This is a genomic window from Marinobacter vinifirmus, from assembly GCF_002258215.1.
GTDB classification, from domain to species: domain Bacteria; phylum Pseudomonadota; class Gammaproteobacteria; order Pseudomonadales; family Oleiphilaceae; genus Marinobacter; species Marinobacter vinifirmus.
This window is the reverse complement of record NZ_NEFY01000009.1, coordinates 43,854-55,932: the sequence shown is the minus strand read 5'-3', so window position 1 is coordinate 55,932 and position 12,079 is coordinate 43,854. Positions and strand designations below refer to the sequence as shown.

Below are 12,079 nucleotides of genomic sequence, written 5' to 3'. Positions count from 1 at the left end.
ATTAGACGAAAGACTAACACGTAACTTCAATTTTACAATTATTGACGGATTACGATTACGTAAGGGTATGCCGGCCGAAACCGGGCGACCTGCACCGGAGCAAGACGGCCGAATCAGTTGTGGGGCACCTTTCCGGGAACCGCTACGAGCACATCCATGTGCGCTTCTCTCCGGCCATCCATGGCCTTCGAAATTCCCGGAAAGGTGCCCCACAACTGCTTCTACTTCTGCTTCTGCTTCTGCTTCTGCTTCTGACCGGGTCTACTTCTGGTTTCCGTTACCCGCGCCCAGGAACAACCGGTAGGCCTCGTTATCGGTCATGTTTTCGTAGCGGAAGCCCACTTTCTCCAGCATCTTCTCGAAATCCGGAATTTCCGCTTCGTTAACCTGGGCACCCAGCAAAACGCGGCTGTAGGCTGCGCCGTGGTTGCGGTAGTGGAACAGGGAGATGTTCCAGCGGGTGCCGAGGGACATGAGGAATTTCAGCAAAGCGCCCGGGCGTTCGGGGAATTCGAACTGGTAGATGACTTCGTTGCTGACCGACGGGGCGTGGCCGCCGACCATGTGGCGGATGTGTTGCTTGGCCAGGTCGCTGTCGGTGAGGTCGATGACGGAGTAGCCGGTTTCGCGCAGTTCCTGCACCAGTTCTTCACGGCCCAGGCCGCCGGCCTGGATCTGGATGCCAACGAAGATGACGGCTTCGCTGGCATCGGCGTAGCGGTAGTTGAATTCGGTGATGCTGCGTTTGTGCAGGGCGTTGATGAAGGTTTTGAACGCGCCCGGTTTTTCCGGGATGGTGACGGCCAGGATGGCTTCGCGTTTTTCGCCGATTTCGGTGCGTTCGGAGATGTAGCGCAAGCGGTCGAAGTTCATGTTGGCGCCGCTGAGCACGCCGGCCAGGTTTTCGCCTTCAAGCTGTTCCCGCTCGATGTACTTTTTCATGCCGGCCACCGACAGTGCGCCTGCCGGTTCTGCGATGGAGCGGGTGTCTTCGAATACGTCTTTGATGGCAGCGCAGATTTCGTCAGTCGAAACGGTGATGACTTCATCGACGGCGTCTTTACAGATGTTCCAGGGTTCTTCCCCGATCTGTTTAACCGCCACACCGTCTGCAAAGATGCCTACTTCGTCCAGTATCACCCGCTCACCGGCAGCCATGGCGGCTTGCAGGCAGTTGGAGTCTTCCGGTTCCACTCCGATAACCTTGATGTCCGGGCGCAGGTATTTGATGTACGCCGCCATGCCGGCGATCAGGCCGCCGCCGCCCACGGGGATGAATACCGCGTGCAGGGGCTGGGAAAATTGCCACATCATTTCCATGGCTACGGTGCCCTGCCCGGCGATGACGTCCGGGTCGTCGTAGGGCGGGATGTAGGTGTAGCCGTGTTTTTTGATCAACTCCTGGGCATGGGCGGCAGCTTCGTCGAAGGCGTCGCCTTTGAGTACTACCCGGGCGCCCCGGTCCCGCACCGACTTCACCTTGATGTCAGGCGTGGTCTGGGGCATCACGATCACGGCCTTGATGCCCAGTTGCCTGGCCGACAACGCCACGCCCTGGGCATGGTTGCCGGCGGAGGCACAGATCACGCCCTTGGCTTTCTGCTCTTCGGAGAGCTGGGCAATCCGGTTGTATGCGCCACGAATCTTGAAGGAGAACACCGGCTGAAGGTCTTCACGCTTGAGCATAATATTGTTGCCAAAGCGCTTGGACAGGCTGCGGGCTTCAGTCAGCGGTGTTTCGATGGCGATGTCGTAAACCCGCGCATCGAGTATCTTCTTGATATAGCGTTGCGGCATGATGGTTCCGGTTGCTGGTGAGTGATCAGGAAAAACCCACAGTGTAGAAAGTTTGCACGCTTGCCGTCTATAAGCAGAGTTGCTGCAGGCGTATAATAGCGCCCAAATTCAACGCAAACCTCCGGGAGCCCCCCCCATGACCCAGGACGAACTGAAACAAGCCGTTGCCAAAGCTGCAGTGGATCACATCGCCCCTCACCTGGAACCGAGCAGCATTGTCGGGGTGGGCACCGGCAGCACCGCCAACTTTTTCATCGACTACCTGGCGGAATACCGCAACGACTTCGACGGCGCCGTCGCAAGCTCCGAGGCAACCGCCGAACGACTGAAAAAGCACGGCATCCCGGTATACGACCTCAACGCCGTTAACGAAATCGAGTTTTACGTCGACGGTGCCGACGAAACCAACGAGAGCCTGGAACTGATCAAGGGCGGTGGCGGTGCCCTGACCCGGGAAAAGATTGTGGCCGCCGTCGCCAAGACGTTTATCTGTATTGCCGACGAGTCCAAGATGGTGGGCATTCTGGGTGAATTCCCGCTGCCGGTGGAAGTGATTCCCATGGCTCGCAGCCATGTGGGCCGGGAAATCGTCAAACTCGGTGGCGACCCGGTTTACCGGGACGGTTTTGTCACTGACAACGGCAACATCATCATCGACATCCACAACATGGACATCTCCCGCCCGATCCAGGTGGAAGAGCGGCTCAACAACATTGTCGGCGTGGTTACCAACGGCCTGTTCGCGCGACGCCCGGCCGACTTGCTGCTGCTGGGCACCAGCGAAGGCGTGAAGAGCATTGCCCGCCCCGGCGCATGAGCCAGAAGCAGCAAACGACCAAGCCGGCCAGCAGCGCCGGCTTTTTCTGGCCCACACGCACAAACCAAGCGCTTGCTTGGTAAAGAAATTTAAGAGACACTCCGGATAACACCAACAAGAACGCGGGAAGCCCGATTGTGTCTGACTACTTCAACGAAACCCACGAACAGGTTCGCCTGACCGCCCGTAAATTTATCGAAACCCACGTACTGCCCCATATCGACAACTGGGAAGAAGCCGGCGAATTCCCCCGGGAAATCTACCAGAAGGCAGGCGACGCAGGGCTGCTGGGCATTGGCTTCCCGGAAGCGCTTGGTGGCGTTGGTGAAGGCGATATCTTCATGAAAGTGGCGGCGTCCGAAGAGCTGATGCGCTCCACCTCCGGCGGCTTTGTCGCCAGCATCGGTTCCCTGGATATCGGCCTGCCACCGGTGGCCAAGTGGGCGAAGAAAGAGATACGCGATCAGATCGTACCGCCGGTGCTCCGGGGCGAAAAAATTGCCGCCCTGGCGGTCACCGAACCCGGCGGCGGCTCTGACGTCGCCAGCCTGAAAACCCGAGCCGTGAAAGACGGCGACCATTACATCGTCAACGGCAGCAAAACCTTCATCACCAGTGGCACCCGTGCCGACCACTACACCGTGGCTGTGCGCACCGGCGGCGAGGGCCATGGCGGCATCAGCCTGCTGCTGATCGACCATGACATGCCCGGCTTCAGCACCGGCACCAGGCTCCGCAAGATGGGCTGGTGGGCCAGCGACACCGCCGAACTCTTCTTCGAAGACTGCAGGGTACCGGCCGACCGCCTGATCGGCGCCGAAAACGCCGGCTTCATTGCCATCATGAGCAACTTCCTGGCCGAACGCCTGAGCCTGTCCATCATGGCCTACATGACCGCCCAGCTGGCCTATGAAGCCGCGATGCATTACGTCAAGGAACGCAAGGCCTTCGGCCGCCCGGTTTCAGGCTTCCAGGTAACCCGCCACAAGCTGGTGGACATGGCCACCCAGATCGACATCGCCCGGGAATACACCTACCGCTGCGCGGCGCTGATGCAGGCCGGCAAAAACCCGATCAAACAGGTGGCCATGGCCAAGAACTTCTCCGTCGACGTGTGCGAAAAAGTCACCCGCGAGGCGGTGCAACTGTTCGGCGGCATGGGCTTCATGCGGGAATCGGTGGTGGAGCGCCTGTACCGGGATGCCAAGATCCTGTCGATCGGCGGCGGCACCACGGAAATCATGAAGGAGCTGATTGCCAAACAGATCCGGCTGTGACCAAGGTTTAGTTTCGAATGGCAGGAGACTTCCGTATAATTGCGCCCAATTTTCCACCGCAGTTAAACGAACACTAACGTAGCAGGAAGGATCGCACATGCAATTCGACAACATCCCCGCTGGCAAGAACCCGCCGGAAGACATCTACGTAGCCATCGAAATCCCGGCTAACAGCTCCCCGGTCAAGTACGAACTGGACAAAGACATGGGCGCCCTGCTGGTTGACCGTTTCATGGCTACCCCCATGTTCTACCCGGCCAACTACGGTTTCATCCCGCACACCCTGGCTGACGACGGCGACCCGCTGGACGTGCTGGTAGTAACCCCGTACCCGATCCAGGCAGGTTCCGTTATTCGCTGCCGTCCGGTGGGTGTACTGAACATGGAAGACGAAGCCGGTGGCGACGCCAAGCTGGTTGCGGTTCCCCACGACAAGCTGACCACCACTTACCACGACGTTAAAGAAATCGACGACCTGCCCGAGCTGCTGCGCGACCAGATCCGTCACTTCTTCGAGAACTACAAGACTCTCGAGCCGGGCAAGTGGGTAAAGGTGCAGGGCTGGGACAACGCCGCCGCTGCCAAGCAAGCCATTGTTGATGCCGTGAACGCCTACAAAGGCTGATCACGTATCAGGCATAAAAAAACCGGGCAGCCATAACAGCTCCCCGGTTTTTTTGTGTCTGCGTTACCCTCCCGGGTAACGCATATCCGTTGTTACCCCCGTGACAACAGGTCCCGCATGTCACTGATTGCTGCATTGGCCCGTGACAGGTAAGCGGCCATGGTCAGGGAGTGGTTAGCCAGCAGGCCAAAGCCACTGCCATTCAGGATCACCGGGCTCCACATGGATTCCTGGGTGCCTTCCAGCTCGATAATGATCTGCTTCACACTGGCCATGGCGTTCTTGTCCACAATCACCTTGCGGAAGTCCACTTCAATGGCCCGGAAGATGTGCAGCAGGGCCCAGGCACTGCCGCGAGCTTCGTAGAACACATCGTCAATCCTGGTCCAGTCGGTTTTCACATCCTCGCCGCCGATGTCTTCAGACAGTGGATCGTCCGGATCAAGGTTGGCAACCGCATCGGACACCGAGGCCTTGCCCACACTCTCGCTCAGGGTGCGGGACAGGCTGCCCAGACGGGTTTCCAGGTCTGCCAGCCAGTTGCCCAGGTTGTCCGCGCGGGCAAAGAACTGGGCATCGGCCTGGGCGGGGTCCGACAACCGGTTCAGATAGCGCTTGAGGGCATTGATACCGCGACGGTACTCAGCCTCGGTGGAGGGTATCGCCCAGCTCTCGCTGTCGAAGTGCAACTGGGGCTCGGCAATGGTCAGGTCCGGGTCTTCAGCCGATTGGCTCTGGGAACGGCTGATGTCTTTACGCATGGCCCGGGACAGGTCCCGCAGCTGCACCAGCGCGCCGTACTCCCAGTTGGGCATGTTGTCCAGCCACAATCCCGGGGGGAAGATGTCGTTAGAGATGTATCCGCCCGGCTTGTCCAGCAGGGTTTCGGCAATCCGGATCATGGTGGCGGTGGTGGCAAACCCGGTTACCGGCTCCCGCTCCATGGTGTTGGCCAGGGTTCGGGTATGGTCACGCACAGAGAAGGTATCCGGCTCGCTGCTCCAGTACATGCCGAGCACAATCGTAACCAGCAGGTATACCACCAGCACCGCCAGTACAAATTTACCGATTACACCACTGCCTCCGGTGTAATCCTGTACGTCTTCCTTTTTGTCCCTGAAGTACTGTCTGATCTTGCCCGACATAAGTCTCCCGTTCTCCCGTTGCTTATTCGTCTGCCCCGAAGGGCCTGCCCAGATGGTATCCCATGGCGCCATCAATACCCAGCTTACAGACTACCGAGTATTCCGCTTCGGTTTCCACTCCGGTGGCGAACACCCGCACGCCGCGGCTGTGCGCGATGCCGATCACCGACTCCACCCAGAACCGGTTCTCGCTGTGGCTGTCCAGGTCGTGGATAAAACTGTTGTCGATACGAATGCCCCGGAAAGGCAGATTTCTCAGATAGCTGAACGGCACCCCGCCGACGCCGAAACGATCCACCATCACCGGAACACCAATTTTCACCAGCGCCCGAACCAGCCAGCCAGCCTTTTTGCGATGATGGTTCAGCGCAAGTTCGGGAATGCCTACCCACAGCCTGGCCACCCGGTTCCCGGCCCGGGTCAGCGCTTCCAGCAGGTCTTCACAGAAGCGGTCATCACCAACGGAGGAAACCCCAAGCGATATGGCCAGGGTTTGGTCCGGCGTCTGTTCCAGCATCGCCAGCACCCGGGCCAGCAACAACCGGTCAATGCCGGCAATCAGGCCCAGGCGTTCGGCCACGGGCAGAAATGCCCCGGCCTTGAGGTCGCCCTCCGGCGAGGGAATGCGCGAAAAGGCCTGATAATGGGCCAGGGCACCGTCTTCACAGGTCACCATTGGCTGCAGCCACAATGACAGGTTCCCGGATTCAATGGCACCGGCCAGCAGGTCGCGCCAGGATTCCATGGTGAGATGGCTGTCCGCCCCGGCCTGCTCCAGGCAGCAACCGGATTCGCATTTCTCCTGGGCCGCCCGCAAGCCTTCATCCGCCGCCGCCAGCAGGTCACGGACCCCGGCCCCGGGCAAAGCCACCGCCAGCCCTCCGTGCACGGCCGTGTCCATGGGCGAGGCCAGGTCGCAATAGATACTGTCCAGTTCCTGGATTAACCGCTCAAGCCAGTTCCGGGCGTCGGCTGCCGGCGCTCCTGGCAGAAACACCACAAACTCCGCGCCGGTGCGCCGGCCGGCAAAGGATTGCGGGTGGCGGGCAGTAAACCCGGCCAGGCTTCCGGCCACCTGGCGCAGCAACTGGTCGCCCTCTTCACGGCCATAGGCCATGTTGTAATCGGCAAAGCCCGCCAGGCGGATCATGGCCAACACACCGGGAGCCGACTTTTCTTCCGACATGATTTCCGCTTTCAGGCGCTGGTCAAAGGAACTGCGGCTGGCCAGCCCGGTTACCGGGTCTTCACTATTCACTTTGCGCAAATGCTGGATAAGCCGGCCCTGACCGACAAACAAACGCTCCAGGTCGTCCGCCATCTGGTTCATGGCTTCGGTTACACGGTTCAGCTCACGGGTAGAACGGGTGCGCACCCGGTTCCGGAAATCCCGCTGGCCCCAGGCCCGGGCCTGCTGCTCCAGTGTCGACAGTGGCCGCAGTAACCGGCGCACCAACAGGAACAGGGCCACCAGGCCCGCACCGCCGATCACCAGCACGCTAACCAGCAAGCCCAGGGATATGCGCCACAGGTCGTCGTAGGCGCGGCCCGGATGACTGACCACCCTGACCTTGCCCAGGCGCGACCAGCCCCGTACCACTTCCGCCTCCGCTTGCGGCAACGGCAGCTCCGCCAGGCGAATAAACCAGCCGGGGGCGGCCGCACCCTTTAGCTCCATACGCCGGCCCGCAATCTCCTGGCCGTCATGGCCGATGTATTCCACCGACAGGTAACGGCCGCTGTCAAAAACCGCATCCACCAGCGATGCCGAGGCCACAGGGTCTGAGCCGTCAATCGCGTTGGAGAGGGAAAGCCCGGTAGCAGTCGCTCCGTCAAGGGCGTGGTCTGTGAGCTGGTCCGCCACGTAGTCCCGGAAGTGCCCGAAACTGGTGATAAACGCGGCGGCAAGAATGATCACCAACAGACCGCTGGTGAACAGAATCAGCAGGCTGCTGAGGGAGATTTCACCCTGCTGGGCTGCGAACGTGTTTGTGTGCTTCCTTGCCATGATTTCCCGGCCCCGGCCATGCTGGCCTGAACGATTTCCATGATCAGCGGCCCGTGACCGGTGCCGCAGAGTTGACAAACATTTACAGTGTGCAATCTACGCCGACAACATTAAACACTATAGACTCTGGAAACCGACTAAGGTTAGAAAGTTACCCCCGCGGATCGGGTGCATCTTCATAAAAAGGACACAGGCCGGAGCCCCATGAACGACGAGAGCCAGAAAGAAAAACTCAGGCAACACTTCGCCCGCCGTGTAACCACCCAGGCCCGGGTGGTGCTGGATACCTGGCAGAAGATCAGCGAGAACCGGGGCCAGGCCGAAAGCCTCCGCGAGCTGTTTGCCGCAGACACCGACAAACTGGTGCGCTACGCCCTGCGCTTCGAGATGAATGACCACGCCGTTGCCGGCAAGCGCATCCTGCAACTGCTGGCAAGCTGGGCACCGGGCACAGCCCTGGATGACAACCTTGCCGCGCAATTACAGGAAGCCACCGGCAGCCTGTGCCAGAGCACCCAGCGCCGCTCCGACCAGGCCACCGGCCAGGCACCGCAGCAATACCGGCGCACCCCGGTCTACATTGCCCTGGAAAACAGGGAAACCGCCAACCGGCTGATCCGCCAGCTGGAATTTTTCGGGTTCCGGGCCGCCGCCTTCGCCACCGCCCGGGAGCTGGTCGAGGCCTGCAACCAGAGCAAGCCGGAAACCATCCTGATGGATGTGAACTTCGGCGGATCCGCCCTGGCGGGTATCAGCACCGTAGAGCAGTTACAGGCCCGGCACGAGACTCCCATCCCGATTATCTTCGTCAGCGAAGACGATGGCACCATTGAAACCCGGTTGCGGGCTTCACGCTGCGGCGGCGAGGAATTCTTTTACCCGGCCGTAGACCCGGGCCAGCTGATCGAGAAAATCGAAACCTACTGCAACGGCAATTCCAGCGAGCCCTACAAGGTGCTGGTACTGGACGACTCCCGGGCCCAGGCGAAATTCATGGAGACGGTGCTCAAGCGGGCCGGCATGAACGCCTACGTCATCACCGACCCGATGCAGATCATCAACGCCCTGGACGAGTTCTCTCCGGAAATCATCATCCTCGACATGTACATGCCCGGTTGCACCGGCACCGAGATCGCCCGGGTTATCCGCCAGCAGGACAAATTCCACAGCGTACCGATTATCTACCTGTCGGCAGAGGAAGACGTGAACAAGCAGCTGCAGGCCATGAGCCTGGGCGGCGACGACTTCCTGACCAAGCCGATCGACCCCAAACACCTGGTGGCGACCATCCACAACCGGGGTCGCCGGGCCCGTTCGCTGCTGGCACTGATGATTCGCGACAGCCTGACCGGCCTGTACAACCACACCCACACCCTGTACCTGCTGGAACAGGAAATTGTCAGGGCGAGACAAAAAGACCAGCCGCTGGCCTTTGCCATGATCGATATTGACGAGTTCAAGAAGGTCAACGACACCTACGGCCACCCCATCGGCGACCGCATACTGCGCAGCCTGTCCATGTTCCTGAAACAGCGCCTGCGCAAAACCGACCACATCGGCCGCTACGGCGGTGAGGAGTTTGCGGTGATCCTGCCCAACACCTCCGCCCGGGATGCGCAGAACGTGCTCGACGAAATCCGCCAGCGCTTCTCCGAGCTGCAGCAGCAGGCCGGCGAACAGGAGTTCCGGGTGTCGTTCAGCTGCGGCGTTGCCGACTGGCAGGGCGACAGTGCCCAGACACTGTGCGAACGGGCCGACAAGGCCCTGTATCGCTCGAAAGAACACGGCCGCAACCAGATCAGCCTGGCGTCCTGAGCCCTCCCTCCAGGCTGGAGAATCGCTCCAGCCTCTGAACTTCCGGGCCGGGCGCCCTGCCCGGCCCATGAAACCAATGTCGAATAGCCGCTTTGGCAACCATGGCCGACAATTGAGGCCATCAACGAAATGTCATCGCACCGCCGGTCATTGCTGTGTAAGCTTTTTTCAGGATCAATCCGGCAGCAGGAAGATTGTCAAAAAGTGTTGATCCGAGGCTAACAAGCACGCACCATTCCGGTAACGTGCCGTTATCTTCGGCGATCCTGTTCAAATAACACCAAGGCAAAATTACCATGTCGACCATACTTGTGCTCCATGGCCCCAACCTCAACATGCTCGGCACCCGTGAGCCCGAGGTATATGGCTATGAGACCCTGGCCGATATCGATGACCGGTTGCGCGAGAAAGCGGCAGACAAAGGCCATCATCTCCTGCACCTGCAATCGAACGCGGAATATGAGCTGATCGAGCGGGTGCACGAAGCCCGGGCCGAAGGCGTGGATTTCATCATTATCAATCCGGCCGCCTTCACCCACACCAGCGTGGCGCTGCGTGACGCCATGCTGGCATCCGGGATTCCGTTTATTGAAGTGCATCTTTCCAACGTGCATGCGCGGGAGCCTTTCCGCCATCACTCGTACTTTTCGGATATCGCCGTAGGCGTTATCTGCGGGCTGGGCAGCCAGGGCTATGACCTGGCACTGCAGGCTGCCCTGCAACGAATTCACCGATAGACCAGTAAAACGGGACTGAAACAGTTATGGATATTCGCAAAATCAAGAAACTGATCGAGCTGCTCGAAGAGTCTGATGTCGAAGAGCTGGAGATTCACGAAGGCGACGACTCGGTACGCATTTCCCGCCGTCGCGAGCAGGCAGCTGCCGGTGGCCATTATGTAGGACACTACGCCGCACCGCAGGCGCCCCAGGCACCGGCGCCCGTGGCTGAATCAGCACCGGCTGCAGAAGCTGCTGCCCCGGCTGCACCGAGAGGCCATACCGTGAAGTCTCCGATGGTTGGCACCTTCTATCGTTCACCCTCACCCACAGCTGCTGCATTCGTTGAAGTGGGCCAGACCGTGAATGCTGGCGACGTGATCTGCATCGTAGAAGCCATGAAGATGATGAACCAGATCGAAGCCGACAAGGCCGGTACCATTACCGAAATCCTGGTCGAAAATGGCCAGCCGGTTGAGTTTGACCAGCCCCTGGTCGTCATTTCCTGAATTCGGTGATTGCTAACCATGGCCATGTTAGAAAAAGTTCTGATCGCAAACCGCGGTGAAATTGCCCTGCGCATTCTCCGCGCGTGCAAGGAGCTGGGCATCAAGACGGTTGCCGTGCACTCGCAGGTCGACCGCGACCTGATGCACGTGCGCCTTGCAGACGAATCTGTCTGCATTGGCCCGAACAGCCCCACAGAAAGCTACCTGAACATCCCCACCATCATCAGCGCTGCTGAGGTGACCGATTCCGTGGGCATCCACCCGGGCTACGGCTTTTTGGCAGAGAACGCCGACTTTGCCGAGCAGGTCGAGAAAAGCGGCTTCCGCTTCATCGGCCCCCGGGCAGAAACCATTCGCCTGATGGGTAACAAGGTCTCCGCCATCGAAGCCATGAAAAAGGCAGGCGTACCGACCGTACCCGGCTCCGACGGCCCGCTGACGGACGACGACGAGCGTACCCTCAAGCTGGCGAAGCAGATCGGCTACCCGGTGATGATCAAGGCCGCTTCCGGCGGCGGTGGTCGTGGTATGCAGGTAGTGCACTCTGAAGCCGCCCTGCTGAAAGCGGTGCAGATTACCCAAACCGAAGCCAAGAACGCGTTCGGCGATCCCACCGTCTATCTGGAGAAGTTCCTGGAAACTCCACGCCACGTGGAAGTCCAGGTGCTGGCCGATATGCACGGTAACGTCATCCATCTGGGCGACCGGGACTGCTCCATGCAGCGCCGCAACCAGAAGGTGATCGAGGAAGCACCGGCTCCGAACATCAACCCGGAATCCCGGGAGCGCACCCTCAAGGCCTGCGTGGATGCCTGTAAGGAAATCGGTTACGTGGGCGCCGGCACCTTCGAGTTCCTGTACCAGGACGGCGAGTTCTATTTCATTGAAATGAACACCCGGGTACAGGTTGAGCATCCGGTTTCCGAGATGGTCACCGGCGTGGACATCGTGCGTGAGCAGCTGCGCATTGCCAGCGGCCTGCCGCTGCAGTACAGCCAGGACGAAATCCATATTTCCGGCCACGCCATCGAGTGCCGGATCAACGCCGAAGACCCGCAAACCTTCGTGCCCAGCCCGGGCAAGGTGAAACACTTCCACGCTCCCGGTGGCAACGGCATCCGTGTGGATTCGCACCTGTACAGCGGCTACACCGTACCGCCGTACTACGATTCCCTGGTGGCCAAGCTGATCACCTGGGGCGACGACCGGGAAATCGCCCGCCGGCGCATGAAGAACGCGCTGGACGAAATGCTGGTCGAGGGCATCAAGACCAATCAACCCCTGCATCGAAAACTGGTACGCGATGGTGGCTTTAAACAGGTAGACTTCACCATCCACTACCTCGAGAAACTGATGCGGGATTAACC

11 protein-coding genes are annotated in these 12,079 nt (G+C 59.9%); 7 read left to right on the top strand and 4 right to left on the bottom strand.

Going from position 1 to position 12,079, the window contains the following annotated elements; translation table 11 throughout:
- Window positions 1-261: 261 nt before the first annotated feature.
- Window positions 262-1,797: a threonine ammonia-lyase, biosynthetic gene (gene ilvA / locus B9Q17_RS12170; protein WP_058341870.1), complete on the bottom strand. Its 1,536-nt coding sequence runs from the start codon at window positions 1,795-1,797 to the stop codon at window positions 262-264.
- Window positions 1,798-1,933: 136 nt separating this feature from the next.
- Between ilvA and rpiA the strand changes: the two genes are divergently transcribed.
- The 3 genes from rpiA (at window position 1,934) to ppa (ending at window position 4,516) form a co-directional block, all read left to right on the top strand.
- Entirely contained in the window at window positions 1,934-2,614 is a 681-nt protein-coding gene (rpiA, locus tag B9Q17_RS12165; protein ID WP_022988358.1) for a ribose-5-phosphate isomerase RpiA, read from the top strand.
- Window positions 2,615-2,751: 137 nt separating this feature from the next.
- Window positions 2,752-3,891 (top strand): acyl-CoA dehydrogenase family protein, encoded by a 1,140-nt coding sequence (locus tag B9Q17_RS12160; protein ID WP_094625422.1) that lies wholly within the window; start codon window positions 2,752-2,754, stop codon window positions 3,889-3,891.
- 97 nt (window positions 3,892-3,988) lie between these two features.
- Window positions 3,989-4,516, top strand: a complete 528-nt coding sequence (ppa, locus tag B9Q17_RS12155; RefSeq protein WP_022988360.1) for an inorganic diphosphatase — start codon at window positions 3,989-3,991, stop codon at window positions 4,514-4,516.
- 92 nt (window positions 4,517-4,608) lie between these two features.
- On the opposite strand, the gene B9Q17_RS12150 is transcribed toward ppa, so the two are convergent.
- Both B9Q17_RS12150 and B9Q17_RS12145 read right to left on the bottom strand, forming a co-directional pair.
- Window positions 4,609-5,661 (bottom strand): DUF2333 family protein, encoded by a 1,053-nt coding sequence (locus tag B9Q17_RS12150; protein ID WP_022988361.1) that lies wholly within the window; start codon window positions 5,659-5,661, stop codon window positions 4,609-4,611.
- A 22-nt stretch (window positions 5,662-5,683) separates the two neighbouring features.
- Window positions 5,684-7,669, bottom strand: coding sequence for a bifunctional diguanylate cyclase/phosphodiesterase (locus tag B9Q17_RS12145; RefSeq protein WP_094625421.1), 1,986 nt, complete (start codon window positions 7,667-7,669; stop codon window positions 5,684-5,686).
- 204 nt (window positions 7,670-7,873) lie between these two features.
- Between B9Q17_RS12145 and B9Q17_RS12140 the strand changes: the two genes are divergently transcribed.
- Window positions 7,874-9,484, top strand: a complete 1,611-nt coding sequence (locus B9Q17_RS12140) for a GGDEF domain-containing response regulator (protein WP_094625420.1) — start codon at window positions 7,874-7,876, stop codon at window positions 9,482-9,484.
- A 121-nt stretch (window positions 9,485-9,605) separates the two neighbouring features.
- On the opposite strand, the gene B9Q17_RS18065 is transcribed toward B9Q17_RS12140, so the two are convergent.
- The gene (locus tag B9Q17_RS18065) at window positions 9,606-9,791 is read right to left on the bottom strand and encodes a hypothetical protein (RefSeq protein WP_022988364.1); all 186 of its coding nucleotides are present in this window, start codon (window positions 9,789-9,791) and stop codon (window positions 9,606-9,608) included.
- Here B9Q17_RS18065 and aroQ point away from each other — a divergent pair.
- From aroQ to accC, 3 genes are read left to right on the top strand one after another with little or no spacing between them, the layout of a single operon-like run.
- Window positions 9,781-10,221, top strand: coding sequence for a type II 3-dehydroquinate dehydratase (gene aroQ, locus B9Q17_RS12135; RefSeq protein WP_022988365.1), 441 nt, complete (start codon window positions 9,781-9,783; stop codon window positions 10,219-10,221). The genes B9Q17_RS18065 and aroQ overlap by 11 nt on opposite strands.
- Window positions 10,222-10,247: 26 nt before the next feature.
- Window positions 10,248-10,712 (top strand): acetyl-CoA carboxylase biotin carboxyl carrier protein, encoded by a 465-nt coding sequence (gene accB / locus B9Q17_RS12130; protein WP_094625419.1) that lies wholly within the window; start codon window positions 10,248-10,250, stop codon window positions 10,710-10,712.
- Window positions 10,713-10,730: 18 nt separating this feature from the next.
- Window positions 10,731-12,077: an acetyl-CoA carboxylase biotin carboxylase subunit gene (gene accC / locus B9Q17_RS12125; RefSeq protein ID WP_022988367.1), complete on the top strand. Its 1,347-nt coding sequence runs from the start codon at window positions 10,731-10,733 to the stop codon at window positions 12,075-12,077.
- Window positions 12,078-12,079: the final 2 nt, after the last annotated feature.

What these genes read in the sequence shown, in the direction of transcription:
- ilvA (WP_058341870.1), bottom strand. Translation starts at nt 1,797, where the DNA reads ATGCCGCAACGCTATATCAAGAAGATACTCGATGCGCGGGTTTACGAC.
- rpiA (WP_022988358.1), top strand. Translation starts at nt 1,934, where the DNA reads ATGACCCAGGACGAACTGAAACAAGCCGTTGCCAAAGCTGCAGTGGAT.
- ppa (WP_022988360.1), top strand. Translation starts at nt 3,989, where the DNA reads ATGCAATTCGACAACATCCCCGCTGGCAAGAACCCGCCGGAAGACATC.
- B9Q17_RS12150 (WP_022988361.1), bottom strand. Translation starts at nt 5,661, where the DNA reads ATGTCGGGCAAGATCAGACAGTACTTCAGGGACAAAAAGGAAGACGTA.
- B9Q17_RS12145 (WP_094625421.1), bottom strand. Translation starts at nt 7,669, where the DNA reads ATGGCAAGGAAGCACACAAACACGTTCGCAGCCCAGCAGGGTGAAATC.
- B9Q17_RS12140 (WP_094625420.1), top strand. Translation starts at nt 7,874, where the DNA reads ATGAACGACGAGAGCCAGAAAGAAAAACTCAGGCAACACTTCGCCCGC.
- aroQ (WP_022988365.1), top strand. Translation starts at nt 9,781, where the DNA reads ATGTCGACCATACTTGTGCTCCATGGCCCCAACCTCAACATGCTCGGC.
- B9Q17_RS18065 (WP_022988364.1), bottom strand. Translation starts at nt 9,791, where the DNA reads ATGGTCGACATGGTAATTTTGCCTTGGTGTTATTTGAACAGGATCGCC.
- accB (WP_094625419.1), top strand. Translation starts at nt 10,248, where the DNA reads ATGGATATTCGCAAAATCAAGAAACTGATCGAGCTGCTCGAAGAGTCT.
- accC (WP_022988367.1), top strand. Translation starts at nt 10,731, where the DNA reads ATGGCCATGTTAGAAAAAGTTCTGATCGCAAACCGCGGTGAAATTGCC.